Raw genomic sequence first — 17,460 nt, forward strand, 5'->3', positions numbered from 1 at the left:
ATATTATATAAACTTTAAAATGCAACTTTTTGTCAATATTTAAATAAAACTATTTTATTTTTCATTTGACTTTTCTGCTTTATCGTGATAAAGTATTAATACAATAAATCGAAAGGAGAAAGATATGAGAAAGTTATTATTTTTATTAATTAGCATAGTACTTCTATCTTTTCTTATTTTTGGTTATTCATCAAAGAAAATCGAAACTAAAAAGGATAGTAAAACAGTAATTATAGGAATAGATGATACTTTCGTTCCTATGGGTTTTAAAAATGAAAAAGGTGAAATAGTTGGTTTTGATATTGATTTAGCAAAGGAAGCTTTTAAACGTATGAATTTAAAAGTTATTTTCCAACCAATAGATTGGTCAATGAAAGAAACTGAACTTAATAATGGAAATATAGATTTGATTTGGAATGGATATACTATGACACCTGAAAGATTAAAAAAAGTTACATTTACAAATTCATATTTAAAAAATAGACAAGTTATAGTTACACTTTCTAATTCTAATATAAATAATTTAAATGATTTAAAAGGAAAAACTGTAACTACTCAAGATGGTTCTAGCTCTCTTGATACTCTATTTGAAAAACCTGAACTAACTAAATCTTTTAAAAATGGAGAACCTGTACTTTTTGATAGCTTTAATGATTGCTTTATGGATTTAAAAGCTGGAAGAAGTGATGCAGTTGTTTGTGATGAAATTCTTGCTCAATACTATATTTCAAAAAATGACCCAAGTAAATTTCATGTTCTTACTGAAGATTTAGGTAAAGAAAGTTATAGCATAGGACTTAGAAAAGATTCCAATTTAATAGAACCTTTAAATAAGACTTTAGAAAATATGAAAGAGGATGGAACTATAGCTAGTATATCTAATAAATGGTTTGGAAAAGATTTAGAGAAATAAGGAGGTATTAACTTTGAATTATATTATTACTTTAATGCCCACAATAATAGAAGGCTTAAAAAATACATTAGTTGTTTTTATATTAACACTAATTCTATCTATTCCTTTAGGAATAATAGTTGCGATACTTAGATTATCAAATATTAAAATAATAAACTTTATATCATCTTTATATGTTTGGGTTATGCGTGGAACCCCTCTATTATTACAGTTAATCCTTATATTCTTTGGACTACCAATAATAGGAATAAACATAGATAGATTCCCAGCAGCTATAATAGCTTTCACCTTAAATTATGCAGCCTATTTTGGAGAAATATTTAGATCAGGTATAAAAGATATTAATAGAGAACAATTTGAAGCAAGCAAAATCCTAGGTCTTTCAAAATGGTTTACCTTTAAAAAGATAATTCTTCCTCAATCATTTAAAAAGACTTTACCTTCAATTGCTAATGAAGTTATTACTTTAGTTAAAGATACTTCATTAGTTTATGTAGTTGGTATAGGTGAACTTCTAAGAGCTGGTAAAATTGCAAGTAATAGAGATGCTTCTCTTGTTCCATTATTTTTAATAGGCATAATATATCTACTGTTAATAGCAATTCTAACTAAAATATTTTATAGATTAGAGAAAAAATATTCATATTATGATTAGGAGGATTAAAAATGATAGAAGTAAAAAATTTAGAGAAATCCTTTAAAGGTAATAAAATATTAGAAAATATATCTTTCACCTTTAAAGAAGGAGAAATATTAACTTTACTAGGACCTTCTGGTGCCGGCAAAACAACAATACTTAGAATTTTAAATGGACTTGAAACCTGTGACTTTGGAGATATAAATTTAGACTCAATAAAAATTTGTGAAAATGGAATATATAAAGATTCTAAAGCACAAAAGGAAATTCACAAAAAAATAGGATTAGTATTTCAAACATTAAACCTTTTTCCTCACATGAATATTTTAGAAAACTTAATTTTAGCTCCAATGCATACTCTAAACCTATCTCTAGAAGAAGCTACTAAAAAAGCATTACAAATTCTTTCTAAACTTTCTTTAGAAGATAAAGTTAAGTATTACCCTTGCGAGCTATCAGGTGGACAAAAACAAAGAGTTGCTATTGCACGTGCTTTAATGTTAAATCCTAAATATATATGTTTTGATGAACCTACATCTGCCTTAGATCCATCTTTAACTCATGATGTTTCTAATATTATAAAATCCTTGGCTACTGAAAATATTGGAGTTTTAATAATAACTCATGATATGGAATTTGCCAAAGAAGTCTCTTCTAGAATTATAAAATTAGATTCTGGAAAAATACTAGAGGATGTAGCTTCAAAAGAGTTTTGGAGATAATCCTACTTCTTTTTAAAGTTTATTTTTAGTTTGTTATTATCTCAAAAATAAGGGAGTATATCAAAATAAATTCAAAAAACTTATAAACAGTATGAATAGAATATCTAGATAATCTCTAGAATTTAAACTTTCACTTAAAACCTAGTAATTTTCAAAATCTGTTTATGAGTTTTATTATTAACTCTTGATACAGTCCCTTGCAGAAATTCTATTTTTCTTAAAAGTTAAAACTATATAAAAACCTAAAATACACAAAATCAACTCACTAATTATATCACCATTTAAGAACTTAATTCCTAATAATTCTAATGAGTTTTCTACTATTATGAAAGCTAATGTTACCCCTAAAAATAAAATTCCTTTTTTATTAGAATGTTTTTCCTTTTTAAAAAGTATTAAACAACTTAATATAGTTACTAATAAAATAATATATATTGATTTAAGTAAAGTGTTTCTTTCTATTGTAACTATATAACCATATTCCCAAGACATCCTAAAAAAAGGTTTAAAAATAGCTATTACTACTATATAAAACCCTGTTAATAATATTGGTGCAAATTTAAAAAACTCAAATTTTATCCTGTCACTTCTAAACAAAATATAGAATGCTACTAATGCTAATAAAGGAATATATATTATATCTAAAAAACCTACATATTTAAATAAACTTATATACCTTTGATTACTTACTAAAGCTAGTACTATTAAGGATATGATTCTTATAATTTGTAATAAAAAAACTATGCTTATTATATCTTTTATTTTTTTAGGTGAATACTTATAATTTTCTACTAAATTACCTATAGTAATGAAAATTATAAAAAACAATATTGTGTAATAAATAAATATTTGATTCATAATTCCTCCTAATTTATCTCTCACCTATCTTGTTTACATATTAAATCTCATTACTATAAGTTATTATTTATATTACTTATTTATTCCTAAAACTTGTATTCCATCTTTAACACACTGAACTCTTAATGGAAAATCTGGACCTCTTTCTCCATCTATATCTGTAACTATTTTCTCATTAGACTCTATAAGAAGTTCATCTGTTCTTATATACTCAATTCTAGAATCCTCTAAATGTTCTCCCTTTAATACCTTTATAAACATAGGTATTAATTCTGGAATATGACAAGCTTTAAATATAACTATATCTAAAAGCCCATCTTGAACTTTAGCCTTAGTTGCTAATTTAAAGTTTCCTGCTGTTTGTCCATTAAAAACAAGCATTAAGTATATTGGTTCATTAAATACTGTTCCATTTACAGTAATTTTAACATCTAGTTTTCTAAAATTAGGTAATTCCTCTAACCCTTTTAAATAGTATGCTAATTTACCTATTGTATTTTTTAAATTTGTATCTGTTTTTTGAGATACATCAGTAAATAATCCTGTAGATAATACATTTACAAAGTAATTGTCATTTACTTTACCTAGATCTACTCCAACGGCATAAGAATCTAATATTTGTTCAACACATGCACCTGCATCTTGAGGCATACCTAAATGTTTTGCAAAGTCGTTTGCTGTTCCTACTGGAATAATTCCTATTGGAATATCTATTCCTTTTTTTTTCATAGCATTAACAACAGTATCTATTGTTCCATCTCCACCTGCAATAAGTACATATTCATAAGTAGAATCTACTACATCTAAAGCATTTATTACATCAACTCCTCTTTGAATTCTATACGGCACTATAGTATATCCCTTTTCCTGATGCATAGTTATTATCTTGTCAAGTTCCCTTAAAATAGCGTTTTCTCCAGAATATGGGTTATATATAAATCTTACTTTCTTCAATGTTTTATCCTCCACTTTTAATTACTTACTATAAATAAATTGAATTGATATTTCTTTCAATTAATGGTATCATTTTTAATATATTATACAAACCCTACAATATTATAAAATTATATCATTTGTTAGTCCTATTGTCGATAATGTGGTATAAGTAATTACATTTTGACTTATACTAAGAATTATGCAATAATATCTATGTTTTAACTATTTATTGAAATTAGTCCAAAATTATTTTGTTCTAAGATATATTTAATTTTGGGATATACATTAGTATAATTTTATTATTGTTAATATTTTTATTAGGAGTGATTATATGAGAAAAAGTAGTATACCAAATATATTTACTTTTATAAACCTATCTTTTGGTATATTATCATTATTAGCAACATTTAAATCAAACTATTTATTAGCTGCAATTTTTATAATTATGGCTGGATTAGTTGATAGATATGATGGACGAGTTGCTCGCTATTTAAATGTTTCTAGTGATCTTGGTAAGGAACTGGATTCTTTAGCTGATTTAGTATCATTTGGTGTGGCACCATCAGTACTAACTTTTGTATTCTATAACTTTGAATCTTTAGGTCCTATGGGAATTATAGGTTATGCATTATTACTTTGCTTCCCTATTTGCGGAGCTTTTAGATTAGCTAGATACAATGCAACTGAATTTGATGGTGTATTTAGAGGAGTACCTATAACTATTGCTGGAGCTGTTGTTGCTTTATTTATCTTATTATCAACAAAGTATCAATTAAACATTTTATTCCCAATAGTAATTTTAGTTGTATTCTCTTACTTAATGGTTAGTAATTTACAATTAAAAAAATTTTAAAAAAAGCGTGTATCAAAATAACTTTTTATAAAACTTACAAACAATATGAATACAATATGTTTGTAAGTTTTATTTGTTATATTTTGATACACACCTTTTTATTATTTATTCTTCTTCCTCTCTATTAGAGTTTTCAAAAAGTAAGTCTTGTTCAACTTCAGTTAGAATTACATCCTTTGAAGCTTTTTCCATTATATATTTAGATTTAAGTCTTATATACTTAATATACGCTTCCTCATTATCCTTAATAACCTCTAAAACAGAATCTATTATCTTTCCCATTTCATCAACTCTATCTAAGGCATCATCTAAATCTCTTTTTCTAACTTTAGCTATATTATTTAATTCTCCAGCAGCTCCAACTAAAAGTCTATAAGCATTAGCATAACTGTTTAAAACAGAACTTAAATTATTAACCTCTTTAAAATGTTTTTTTAAACCCCCAATTTGTCCCATTAAAAAGTCTCCTCTTTAGTACTAACATTCATTTAAAAGTTTAAAATATCCTTGAGGAAATTTGCATAAAGGACAGTTCAGTGGCGCTTCTTTTCCTTCATGTATATATCCACAATTTGTACATATCCATTTAACAGATTCTTCTGATGAATATAATTTTTTTGATTTGATTTTATTATAAAGGTACATATATCTTTCATTATGAGATTCCTCTACCTCTCTAAGCTCCTTATAAAAATCTGCTATTTCCTCATATCCTTCACTACGAGCAGTTTCTTCAAACTCTTTATATATTTCTTTGAACTCATCACTTTCTCCCATAGCTGATACCATAAGATTCTGTGCTATGTCCCCTACATTACCTAAAAATCTTTTAAAAACTTCTCTAGCATGAGCATATTCATTTTTAGCAGTTTCATCAAAAACATCTGCTATCCAGTGCTGTTCTTCTTCTCGTGCTTCTTCAGCAAATAAATTATATTTTGTTCTAGCACGACATTCTCCTGCAAAGGTTTTATAAAGATTTTTTTCAGTTTGAGATCCTTTTAAACTTTTCATATTAACTCCAATTTTATATTATTTATATTCTATAATATGAAAGTTTTTTGCTATTAATCACACATAAATAACATATCTGAACCATCTTTTCTCTTACTGATTAAATTTACTTTTCTTCCCCATAAAATCTTTATATACTTTAAAGTTTTCTTTGCATAATTATATTCTAATTCTCTCCCATCAAAAACATGCTCTAAGTTTAATGTCATATCTTTTTTATTTAACTCTTTAACTCTAATATGAGGAATAGAGTTCACACCACATTCTTCAGAAATAAGATTCCTAATATTCTTCCATCCTAAATCATCAGAAACTTCCTCTACAACATAATCAAAACCTTTTTTATCATACTTAAATAAATTAAGTTCTTCACAAAGCTCTCTAGTTAAATATTTTCTTATAAAAGAAGTATCTCTTTCTAATGCCCTTACTTCAAAAATCTTTTCTTTACCATACCTTTTTTCTATATCCTGAAAAATTCTAAACCCTATATAGTAAGGATTAAGCCCATAAGTAATAGGAGCCACAACATCATTATGTCTTTTTAAAAACTCTAAATGAAGTCCCTGAGGTAAATTTAACTTTTTCAAAATGTTATAATGCCAATAACTTGCCCACCCTTCATTCATTATCTTAGTTTCTATTTGTGGTAGAAAATATAGACTTTCTCTTCTAACTATTTTTAATATATTTTTTTCCCACTCCTCCAAATTACTATAATCTATTATAAATTGAATAATATCTTCATCTGGATTTAATGGGATTTTTCTTATATCAGAAGGAAGTATTTCTTCCATCGAATCTAAGATACCTCTATTTTCTTTTTTCTTATTTAATATCTCCAATACTCTTTTTCTCTGCTCATCTTGAGACTCTCTCTTTTCACCTATAACTCTTGGTATTTGATATCTTATTGAATGAGTAGCATCTAATATTCTCTCAACCTGACTATAACCTATACTTGGATCATTTATATATCCTCTTATAGTATCTGTATCTAGCTTAAACATTTCTAAAGCACTATTTGCATCTGTTCCTTCTTTAAACAATCTATTATTTTTAAAGAAATCATTATGACCATATACATGGGCCATAGTTAATATTTGAAGCAATAAAGTATTATCCTTCATTAAATAAGCTAGGCAAGGATTAGAATTTATAACCATCTCATATGGTAATCCCGTCATATTTAATGAATATAAGGTTTTATTCTTTTCATAAGCCTTACCATAACTCCAATGTGGATATTTAGAAGGCATTCCTGCATATGCTTCATAACTTAACATCTCATTATAGCCTATAATTTCATATTCCTGCATATAATAATCTAGTCCTTCATTTTTTGCTATTTCTTCTATCTTATGATTCCAACCTTCTAAATCTTTTAAATTATAATCCATATTTAAAGCCCCTTATCTTAAAAATTTAATTCCTTATTTTCTTCCTTTAATTCTTCAGATAGAATATATTTTATAGCATTCCATAAATCCTTCTTTTCCTTTACAGTTACAGAAACAAAATTGTTGTTACTTATTTCATTTTTAAATCTGTAGAACATTGTAGTAGAATAAGTGGAAGGTAAAAGCTCTATATATCCAAACACATTACTTAAATCTGAAATTTCATTTACAGCCTTCATAGCCTTTTCATTATCTTCACTCCAGTTATCTCCGTCTGAAGCATAGAAAGGATATATATTCCAAATACCTGGATTATACTTTTCTTTTATTAAATTTATGGCTGTTTTTATTCCTGAAGATATATAAGTTCCTCCAGATTCGCCTTTATGGAAAAACTCATATTCATTAACATTCTTAGCTGTAGTAGTATGAGATATGAATTCAAAGGCTACATTATTATATTTTCTTCTTATAAATCTAGATAAAACAAAGAAAAATGATCTAGCTAAATATTTTTTAGTATTATCCATAGAACCTGAAACATCCATTATAAAAATCATTACAGCATTACTTTCCTTTTTAGCATGTTTTTTTACTTTATAATATCTTAAATCCTCTTCTCTAAAAGGAAATCTTCCTATTTCTACTTCTTTCCCTATTTCATTTAACGCTCTTTTTTTACCTTGTTTTCTAACTATTTTAGAAATAACAGTTTTTTTCTTTGAAAGTCTTGGACTTACACCATATTTTTGATACCCTCTTTTTTTAGCTGTACTTTCAACTATTATTTCAGAGTATTTCTTTCTATCTAAGTTAGGCAAATCAAGATTCTGAACTATATAATCCATAAGTTTCTCTAAAGTTATCTCAGTTTCATATATATCTTTTCCTTCTTGATTTCCTACTTTATTATTTCCAATAGCTTTTCTCTTGGCACTGGATATTCTATCCCCTCGTTTTTCTTCTCCAGTACCAGCTGTCACACCTTTGTTATTTTCCCCATAAATAAATTGATATTCTTTTATTCCTCTAATAGGGATTTTATATTTTTTATTTTTAGTTTCTCCAATTATACTTTCCTCTGATAGTATATCCCCTAAATTTTCTTTAATAGATTTTTCTACTAGCTGTATATGACGTCTTCTATCCTCTATAGATCTATCATATTCTACATAGTTTTCTGCTTTATTTCTAAATATAGCCATTATTTTAATCCTTCCATAGGTTATTAGCTGCATATTTTAATATTACATCGCAACAATACTCACAATAACCATTTTTTTTCATTTGATTTACCATTGAATTATATTTCTTATCTTGTTCCTTATCTCTTACTCTAGATTTAGTTATTATTCTTGATAATTCCTTAACTGAAGCTGTTAATTTCTTTTCAATGGCTTCTTTTAGTGGTTCATAAGATCCATAGTCCATTTTTCCTCCACTTCTAACTATATAGAACATATATGATGTTACATCAGCTCTAAATCCCTTAGCAGAAGATTCAGATATTCCAATTTGTTCCTCTATACTTCTCATAAATTCTTCATCCGGCTCTAATTCTTCACTAGTTGCAAAATTTTTAAGTTTCGTTTTATTTACATAAGCCTCTGCATTATCTATATAATTATTAAATAGACTTTCTGCTTGTTCTTTGAAAGAATGAATAAAAGCCTTTGTAATTTCTTTTTCAAGAATATTATTATATTCTTTTCTTATGGTATCTTGAATATATCCTAAATATTTCTCCTTATTATCTTTAGATATATCCATATCCTTAATAGATTTTATTATGCTTTCCATAACACTTAATGGATTTATACATTTATTCTCTGCATTTGCTAAAGCATTATCTATTGCTTTTATAATAAATCTTGTTGAAATTCCCTTCATCCCTTCCATAGTTCCAGCTTCTTCTTTTAACTCTAAAACATCAATTCTCTTAGTTGTTCCTTTTTCTACAATTTCCTCTCCATTATAAAGTTTAAGTTTAGTAATTGGATCAACCTTCATAGAAGGAAGTAACCTTGTTAATATAGCAAACATTGAAGCAATTTCTATAGTATGAGGTGCTATATGAGCATCAAAATTAGATTTCTTTAATATTTTTTCATAAATTTTAATTTCTTCACTAAGCTCTAAGCAATATGGAACTTCAATCTTTACAATTCTATCTAGAATCGCTTCATTAGTATGATCTGATTTAAATTTATTCCACTCAGCTTCATTAGAGTGAGCTATTATAAGTCCATCAAAATAAATCATTGATCCTTTACCTGGTGAAGGAATAGATTTTTCTTGTGTTGCAGTTATTATAGTGTGTAAATATTCCACATCATTTTTAAATATCTCAATAAATTCAACTAAACCTCTATTACCAACATTAAAAGCACCATTTAATGAAAATATTCTTGGATCATCCTCTGGATACATATCCATTTTAGAAATGTCAATAGATCCTGTTAAAATTGAAGTATCTTGGTTATTAGGATCTACTGGAGGCACAACACCAATTCCTTTTCTAGAGCGAATTGAAAAATTCTTTGTTGAAACTGGAAACTTTTCATATTCTCCACCAAATTCATTTAATAATCTATACTTACAAATTGGACATAAATCACCTTCAATTTCAACACCTAATATATCTTCAAATTCTTTTCTTAAATGTTTAGGTATTAAGTGTAAAGGCTCTTCATGCATAGGACATCCATCTAAAACATATACTTGTGGTGCTGTTTCTAAAATCTTTTTAATTGATTCTACTATAGAGGATTTACCAGCTCCAACAGGTCCTACCAGATATAGTACTTGTCTTGCTTCTTCTCCTCTCATTGATGCTGAATGAAAATAATTCATTAATTTCATAACCACTGTATCAATTCCATAAAAATCTTCTTTAAAGAAATTATATTTCTTAATCTTTTCGTTACCATATACCTTTTTAATTTTTGCATTTTCCTCAGGTCTTAATATCTCAACCCCCTTATCCATAATAAGATCATAAATCCTCTTATGAGAAAGTTTTGCAACATCAGGATTATCTTTTACAATTTCTAAATAATCAAGAAATGTTCCCTTAAACTTCTGTTTATTATGTTTTTCTCTATCACTTTTTATAAACTCCTTAAAATCCATTGTAATCCCTCCTTCATCCTAAATATATTATCTATCTATTATGTTCTATGACAAAATATTCATATAAAAGAAAAAGGTGCTGTATCATTTTGATATAGCACCTTTTCTGTACTTTTCATAGTCCCTTAATGTTGTAAGAATAAATGGACCATACTTTATTATTTTCTGCTCTCCAAAACCTCTAATATTTTTTAAATCCTCTTTGCTTTTAGGATTTTTGTTTATTATATCCATAATCATTGAGTCCGTAAAAACTATGTATGGCTTAACGCCTTCCCTTCTTGATATATCTTTTCTTAAAATACGAAGTTTTTTGAAAAGTTCTAAATCCTTACATATACTTTCTTCATTCTTATTAATATCTAAAAGTACCTTTTCTTCTCCTCTTAATATTTCTATAGACCTTCTATTTAGCTTTAGCATAGAATATGTACCTTCTTTTCTTTCTAAAGCATTAATAACTAAAAGTTCATTTATTATATCTTTTATGTACTTACTTGTGTATTCTTTCATTATTCCAAAGGTTGAAAGTTCATATAGCTTATATTTTTCAATTTTAGGTCCATGGATTCCTCTTAAAATATCTATTAAAACACTTTCTCCAAAGGCTTCCTTTGTTCTATATATACAAGATAATATTTTTTGAGCTTCTAGTGTCATATCTATTAAATCGCTATTTTTCAAACAATTAGTACAATTATTACAATACTTTATGGAACTTTTCTCTTCAAAATAATCTAAAATGTATTTTCTAAGACACTTATCATAATTACAAAACTCTATTATTTTTTCTAGTTTTTTAAGCTCTATAGTCCTTCTAGATATTTCTGTAGTTGAACTTATTAAATAGTCCATTACCCTTATATCTTGCTCTGAATAAAGAAGATAACACTTCGCTAAGCTTCCATCTCTTCCTCCTCTCCCTATTTCTTGATAATAATTTTCTATACTTTTTGGAAATGTTGAATGTATTATAAACTTAACATCTGGCTTATCAATTCCCATTCCAAAAGCATTTGTAGCAATCATAACCTTAAAATTATCATTTAAAAATTCTTCTTGATAATAAATTTTTTCCTTATCCTTTAATGACCCATGATATTTTCCTACACATTTTCCTCTATAAAGCATATGTTTATAAAGTTCCTCAACCTCATTTTTAGTTGAGCAATAAATTATTCCTGACTCTTCCTCATGTTCACTTATAATTTCACTTATACACTCTAATTTATCAACTTCTTTTAATACATTTATCTCTAAATTATCTCTACTAAAGCTTCCTTTATAAATAAAAGGATCATTAAGACCTAAAAGTTCAATAGAATCCTTCATTACTATCTCTGTAGCCGTAGCTGTAAAGGCTGTAATAATTGGCCTTTTCTTTAGATTACAAATAAATGGTTTTATCTTACTATAACTTTTTCTAAAATCATGACCCCACATCGATACACAATGTGCCTCATCAACTACAATTTGTGCAATATTAGCTTTTTTTATATTATCTAAAAAATATTTATTTTCTAATCTCTCAGGTGATACATAAAGAAGCTTTAATTCTCCTTTTATAAATTTTCTAAGTATATCTTTAACCTCTTCAAAGTCATTTCCTCCACTTATATAAGCAGAATTAATTCCTAAGAAATTTAAGTTATCAACTTGATCCTTCATAAGAGATATTAATGGAGAAATAACAAGTGTTGTTCCTTTAAAAATATAAGCAGGTATTTCATAACATAAAGATTTTCCTCCTCCAGTAGGTAATATACAAAATACATCCTTCCCACTTAAAATCTTATCTATTACCTCTTTTTGACCTTTTCTAAACTCCCTATATCCAAAAATATTATTTAATACCTCAAACTCTCTTCTCATATCATTCTCCTAAAATTACTAATTATCTAACTTATATGAAATTTACTTAATATGTAACTAAAATAAAATTAAATTATACCTATCTAAAATTAATACTTAGTTAAAATAGTTCCTAAATTATAAATATTATACTATAAAATAAACTCTAAATAAAAAAAGAGATTCTATTAATTAAGAACCTCTTTTTGATTATTTCATATTTTAAGTTTAATATTCAAATTTTTATTATTTACTAAGAATATTTAAAAATTCTTTACTTTTTTCTCTTATATTATCACTATTTAATAAAGAAGATATGACAGCCACTCCATCTAAATTTTCTAAAATATCCTCATTCAAGTTATAAGGGGTTATACCTCCAATTCCATACAATGGAATATTCGAAACAGATTTTATCTCTCTTAAGGTTTCTAAGGTCATTAATGTTGCATCATCCTTACTACTAGTTGAAAATAAAGCTCCAACACCTAAGTTATCAGCCCCATCTTTCATAGCTTTTAAAGCTTGCTCTTTATTATGAACAGTAACACCTATAACAGTGTCCTTTGGCATTATTTCTCTTGCTATAGAAACCTCCATATCATCTTGACCTATATGAATTCCATGAGCTTTTACTGCTAAAGCTATATCTATTCTATCATTTACTAAAAATAATGCTCCAAAATCATCACAAAGCTTTTTTAAATCCTCAGCTTCTTTACACATTTCTTTAGTATTTTTATTCTTTGCTCTATATTGAACAATTGATACACCTCCAGTTAAAGCTTCCTTTGTTTTTTCTAAAAGCTCATTAAAAGGAATCCTATAATCTGTTACTAAATATAATTTTTTCGCATCTTTATTACTCATAAATAATCTTCTCCCTTTCTTTTATTGTTTCATCATTAATAATTGAAAGTTCATCTAGAAGATTATGCTTAAATGTCATTAATCCATCTTTTTCTCTTAATCTTTCTTCAGCTAATTCTCCACATATTCCCCATGTAGCTACAGCTTTAACCACTTCTTTAAATCTTAAATCTTTATGATCATAGAAACTTAAAGCTAGTGTTAATAAAGCTCCTAACATACATCCAGTACCTGTAATTTTGCTCATTTTATAAGTTCCATTTTTAATACTTGCACTTTCTTCTCCATTAGTTATAAAATCAACAACTCCAGAAACAACTACTATAAGATTTCTTTCTCTTGCATATTCCTTTATCTTATTTTTTGTATTTTCATTTAAAGAGTCCTCAAAGGAATCTATGCCAATTGACTTTGAAGTTTCACCTATAAGAGTTTTTATTTCAGCTAAATTGCCCTTTATAAGTGAAGGATATCCATTTAGTATTATTTTTTTAGCAAAATCCTTTCTAAGCTTGGATGCTTGTACACCTACAGGGTCTAAAACAGATGGAATTCCTTTTTCTTTTGCTATTTTCATAGAAATCATTGATGACTCCATTTGGTAAGGTTCTAAAGTTCCTATATTAACTAATAATCCATTAGCCATTCCAGTTATCTCTTTTAATTCATCATGATGCGTAGCCATAAGAGGTAATCCACCATAATTAATAGTTACTTGTGCTATATCATTAACTGTAACATAATTAGTTATGATATGTATTAACGAGTTTTCTCTTTTTAAAACTTCCATTTTTATTCCTCCTAGTAAAATTTATAGAAATGGTGTGTTGGTCCAACGCCCTTTCCAAGTTCAAAACCATTTTTTATAGCACCTGTAATATATTCTTTTCCACATCTTACTGCATCAGCTATATTCATCCCTTTTGATAAATTAGCTGTAATAGCTGATGATAATGTACATCCTGTTCCATGTGTATGCTTTGTATCTATCCTCTCTTCATGAAAAAGAATAAAGTTTTCACCATCATATAAAACATCTGTGGCCTCGCCTTCTAAATGACCTCCCTTAATTAAAACATTTTTTGCTCCTAATTTTTTAAGATCAAATGCTGCTTTTTTCATATCTTCTATTGTAAGTATTTCTCTACCTAATAACTCCTCTGCTTCTGGTAAATTTGGAGTTATTAAAGTAGATATTGGTATTAATTTCTCTATTAAAGTATTTTTTGCATCATCCGATAAAAGCTTAAATCCACTTTTTGAAATCATAACAGGATCTAATACTATTTTCGGTAATTTTTTCACTTTTCCTAAAGCATTACTTATAGCTTCTATTGATTCAATTTTAGATACCATACCTATTTTTATGGCATCTACTTCTATATCATTAAAAATAACTTCTATCTGCTTTTCTATGATTTCAGGAGTAACATCCATTATTCCAAAAACTCCTTGAGTATTCTGAGCTGTTATAGCAGTTATTATACTCATTCCGTAGACTCCATTGGCAGAAAAAGATTTTATATCAGCCTGTATTCCTGCTCCTCCTGAACTGTCTGATCCTGCAATTGTTAGTGCATTAAATAATTTACTCATATTATTCACTCCTTCTATAAAAAAGAAAAAGCATACATAGCCCTAAGGCTATATATGCTTTAAAATCAATTTAAATATATCTGTCTTGGGCTTCCCTACGCTGGTATTAACCAGATCAGGTTAAAGGGTCAAGAAATTTAATTTCTAATCTCAGCCAAACACTACTGGCCCCCCTAGCTATTTTTATACTATTTTCTACTCCAAATGATATCATAGCTCATCATCTTTTTCAACATACCTTTTTTTGATATTTTTTAATTTAAATCTTATAATTTTAAGTATATAATAGAATTTATTTTTAAAGTTTTTTACAACTTTCTCTTTCTATAAGCTTTACAGGTAAAACTATTTTCTTAGATATTTCTCTTCCTGTCTTCATTCTCTCTAAAAGCGTATCAACCGCAATACTGCCCATATGATCAGTAAAAACTTTTATCGTTGTCAAGGAAGGAGTTAAAAATTTAGCAGTACATATGTCATCAAAACCTACTATACTTATATCCTCTGGTATTCTTAAACCTCCTTCAAATATTGCTTTATAAGCTCCTATAGCCATAGGATCACTTGCTATAAAAAATGCTGTAGGAAGATTCTTCTCTTTTAATACCTTCTTCATAAGTTCATAACCATGCTCTGGTAAAAATCTTCCCTTTAGAACCCATTCTTCTTTATAATTACCCATTTTCTCCATATATTCTTTAAAAGTTTTTTCTCTGTAATTTACTTTTCTTGCAGACTCATTACCATTATGCGGAATTGATTCACCACCTAAATATCCAATATCTTTATGACCTAAGGATGTTAAATAATCTAAACAAATATTTACTCCATATTTAAAATCTACTACCACTGAATCGTATTTCAACTCTTCTGGAGAAGAATCTACAAAAATTATATTCTTAGATAACTTCTCCATTAATCTTATCTCTTCGTGTTCAAATATTCCAATAGCTAATATACCATCTAAATCTGTATATTCTCTTGTTCCCTCATTAATTATCTTTTGAAAATCTATTGGCTTGAACTTAATTTTTTCTTCATTACACTTTTTCTCAACTGCCATTCTTATTGAAAGAAAATATGGATCGTTTAATTCCTGTATTTCTGTGTACCAATAAACTATTCCTATATTATAATTTTTTATTTTATTTTTTCTTTCTTTTACTGGTACATAATTTAACTCTTCAGCTATTTCCATTACTTTTTTCCTTGTTGCTTCAGATACATTAAGAGTTTCATCTAAATTTAAAACTCTAGATACAGTAGCTATTGAAACTCCAGCACCTTTTGCAATCTCTTTAATAGTAGCCACATAATCACTCCTTACTTTTCTTATTTTATATTATATATTTTTTTACTAAAATTTTCTAACATTTTCTTTGTATAATCTATAAAATTTAACCAAATAAATGTTAAATTATACCTATTTTTTTATTATTTTTAACAATTTTTACTTGCTTAATAAACATTTTATGTTATAATTGTTTTAAAATTACAATAAAGTTTTAAAATTACAATAAAGTTTTAAGGTAAAATAGGGAGGACTTATTATGAAAAAGAAAGGTTTAGCACTAATTTTAATTTCAGCTTTAACTATGGGCACTTTAGTTGGGTGTGGTGGAGGTTCATCCTCTACTGAATCATCTGGTGATACGCCAAAAGAAAACGATTCACCTAAGATAGGAGCTACAATTTATAGTTTTGAAGATAACTTCATGTCATACCAACGTAGAAATATAGAAAAACTTTGTAATGGAAAAGCTGAGTTATTAATTAATGACTCTCAAAATAATCAATCTAAACAAATAGAACAAGTAGATACTATGATAGCTAAGGGTGTTGATATTCTTGCAATAAACTTAGTTGATCCTAAATCTGCTCCTACTGTAATAGATAAAGCTAAAGCAGATAACTTACCAGTAATATTCTTTAATAAGGAACCAGATGAATCTGTTATGCAAAGCTATGATAAGGCTTGGTATGTTGGTACAACTTCTGAAGAATCAGGAGTAATCCAAGGAGAAGTAATGGCAGAAGGTTGGAAAACTAATCCTGCTTGGGACAAAAATGGTGATGGAAAAATCCAATATGTAATGCTTAAAGGAGAACCTGGTCATCCTGATGCAGAAGCTCGTACAAAATACTCTGTTGAAACAATAAAAAAGGCAGGTATAGAAACTGAAGAGTTAGCAATGGATACAGCTATGTGGGACTCAACTAAAGCTACTGAAAAAATGGATGCTTGGCTTGCTAAAAATGGTGACAATATAGAAATGGTAATTTGTAATAATGATGGAATGGCCTTAGGTGCTATTTCTTCTCTTGAAAAAGCAGGCTATCTAGATGGAACACCTGAAAAATTTGTTCCAATATATGGTGTTGATGCTATTCCAGAAGCTTTAGATAAAATCAAAGCTGGTAAAATGGCTGGTACAGTATTAAATGATGCTAAGAACCAAGCTCAAGCGCTAGTGGATTCTTGTATGAATTTAGTAAATGGAAAAGATATAAATGAAGGAACTAGTTGGAAACTTGATGATAAAAGATCAATCCGTGTTCCATATGTAGGAATAACTAAGGATAATATCAATGTTGCTGAAGATTCATATAAATAATTCATAAAAATAAATGGGCTATATCAAAATAAATTTTGATATACGCCCTTAATAAAACAGGAG

The 17,460-nt window shown here is 27.5% G+C and carries 17 protein-coding genes and 1 riboswitch; of the genes, 5 read left to right on the forward strand and 12 right to left on the reverse strand.

Features of this window, described 5'->3' with window-relative positions:
- The first annotated feature begins 124 nt into the window (after positions 1–124).
- The 3 genes from Q1J60_RS10500 to Q1J60_RS10510 are packed head-to-tail and all read left to right on the forward strand — an operon-like array spanning position 125 to position 2,272.
- On the forward strand, positions 125–913 hold the full coding sequence (locus Q1J60_RS10500; protein WP_300261878.1) for an amino acid ABC transporter substrate-binding protein: 789 nt from the start codon (positions 125–127) through the stop codon (positions 911–913).
- A gap of 13 nt (positions 914–926) precedes the next feature.
- The gene (locus Q1J60_RS10505) at positions 927–1,568 is read left to right on the forward strand and encodes an amino acid ABC transporter permease (RefSeq protein ID WP_300261880.1); all 642 of its coding nucleotides are present in this window, start codon (positions 927–929) and stop codon (positions 1,566–1,568) included.
- An 11-nt stretch (positions 1,569–1,579) separates the two neighbouring features.
- On the forward strand, positions 1,580–2,272 hold the full coding sequence (locus Q1J60_RS10510) for an amino acid ABC transporter ATP-binding protein (protein WP_300261883.1): 693 nt from the start codon (positions 1,580–1,582) through the stop codon (positions 2,270–2,272).
- A 177-nt stretch (positions 2,273–2,449) separates the two neighbouring features.
- Here Q1J60_RS10510 and Q1J60_RS10515 read toward each other — a convergent pair whose 3' ends face one another.
- Both Q1J60_RS10515 and Q1J60_RS10520 read right to left on the reverse strand, forming a co-directional pair.
- Complete coding sequence (locus Q1J60_RS10515) at positions 2,450–3,130, reverse strand: hypothetical protein (protein WP_300261887.1); 681 nt, start codon at positions 3,128–3,130, stop codon at positions 2,450–2,452.
- 72 nt (positions 3,131–3,202) lie between these two features.
- On the reverse strand, positions 3,203–4,084 hold the full coding sequence (locus Q1J60_RS10520) for a YegS/Rv2252/BmrU family lipid kinase (protein ID WP_300261890.1): 882 nt from the start codon (positions 4,082–4,084) through the stop codon (positions 3,203–3,205).
- 313 nt (positions 4,085–4,397) lie between these two features.
- Between Q1J60_RS10520 and pssA the strand changes: the two genes are divergently transcribed.
- Positions 4,398–4,919: a CDP-diacylglycerol--serine O-phosphatidyltransferase gene (pssA, locus tag Q1J60_RS10525; protein ID WP_300261893.1), complete on the forward strand. Its 522-nt coding sequence runs from the start codon at positions 4,398–4,400 to the stop codon at positions 4,917–4,919.
- A gap of 105 nt (positions 4,920–5,024) precedes the next feature.
- Here pssA and Q1J60_RS10530 read toward each other — a convergent pair whose 3' ends face one another.
- The 10 genes from Q1J60_RS10530 to Q1J60_RS10575 form a co-directional block, all read right to left on the reverse strand.
- Positions 5,025–5,375, reverse strand: a complete 351-nt coding sequence (locus Q1J60_RS10530; protein ID WP_300261896.1) for a hypothetical protein — start codon at positions 5,373–5,375, stop codon at positions 5,025–5,027.
- A 21-nt stretch (positions 5,376–5,396) separates the two neighbouring features.
- Positions 5,397–5,933: a rubrerythrin family protein gene (locus Q1J60_RS10535; RefSeq protein ID WP_300261898.1), complete on the reverse strand. Its 537-nt coding sequence runs from the start codon at positions 5,931–5,933 to the stop codon at positions 5,397–5,399.
- Positions 5,934–5,986: 53 nt separating this feature from the next.
- Positions 5,987–7,333 (reverse strand): SpoVR family protein, encoded by a 1,347-nt coding sequence (locus Q1J60_RS10540; protein ID WP_300261901.1) that lies wholly within the window; start codon positions 7,331–7,333, stop codon positions 5,987–5,989.
- 17 nt (positions 7,334–7,350) lie between these two features.
- Positions 7,351–8,538, reverse strand: a complete 1,188-nt coding sequence (locus Q1J60_RS10545) for a YeaH/YhbH family protein (RefSeq protein ID WP_300261904.1) — start codon at positions 8,536–8,538, stop codon at positions 7,351–7,353.
- 4 nt (positions 8,539–8,542) lie between these two features.
- On the reverse strand, positions 8,543–10,465 hold the full coding sequence (locus tag Q1J60_RS10550) for a PrkA family serine protein kinase (protein ID WP_300261907.1): 1,923 nt from the start codon (positions 10,463–10,465) through the stop codon (positions 8,543–8,545).
- A gap of 84 nt (positions 10,466–10,549) precedes the next feature.
- Complete coding sequence (gene recQ, locus Q1J60_RS10555; RefSeq protein WP_300261910.1) at positions 10,550–12,337, reverse strand: DNA helicase RecQ; 1,788 nt, start codon at positions 12,335–12,337, stop codon at positions 10,550–10,552.
- Between the two features lie 225 nt (positions 12,338–12,562).
- Entirely contained in the window at positions 12,563–13,186 is a 624-nt protein-coding gene (gene thiE, locus Q1J60_RS10560; protein ID WP_300261913.1) for a thiamine phosphate synthase, read from the reverse strand.
- On the reverse strand, positions 13,179–13,976 hold the full coding sequence (gene thiM, locus Q1J60_RS10565; protein WP_300261916.1) for a hydroxyethylthiazole kinase: 798 nt from the start codon (positions 13,974–13,976) through the stop codon (positions 13,179–13,181). The genes thiE and thiM overlap by 8 nt, the downstream gene beginning before the upstream one ends.
- An 11-nt stretch (positions 13,977–13,987) precedes the next feature.
- Entirely contained in the window at positions 13,988–14,782 is a 795-nt protein-coding gene (gene thiD / locus Q1J60_RS10570) for a bifunctional hydroxymethylpyrimidine kinase/phosphomethylpyrimidine kinase (RefSeq protein ID WP_300261919.1), read from the reverse strand.
- A 75-nt stretch (positions 14,783–14,857) separates the two neighbouring features.
- Positions 14,858–14,967, reverse strand: a riboswitch (TPP riboswitch).
- 113 nt (positions 14,968–15,080) lie between these two features.
- Positions 15,081–16,094, reverse strand: a complete 1,014-nt coding sequence (locus Q1J60_RS10575; protein WP_300261921.1) for a LacI family DNA-binding transcriptional regulator — start codon at positions 16,092–16,094, stop codon at positions 15,081–15,083.
- A gap of 238 nt (positions 16,095–16,332) precedes the next feature.
- On the opposite strand from Q1J60_RS10575, the gene mglB reads away from it, so the two are divergent.
- Positions 16,333–17,397, forward strand: coding sequence for a galactose/glucose ABC transporter substrate-binding protein MglB (gene mglB / locus Q1J60_RS10580; protein WP_300261924.1), 1,065 nt, complete (start codon positions 16,333–16,335; stop codon positions 17,395–17,397).
- The last annotated feature ends 63 nt before the right edge of the window (positions 17,398–17,460 follow it).

It is taken from the genome of Clostridium sp. (genome assembly GCF_029258205.1).
In the GTDB taxonomy this organism is placed as follows: domain Bacteria; phylum Bacillota; class Clostridia; order Clostridiales; family Clostridiaceae; genus Sarcina.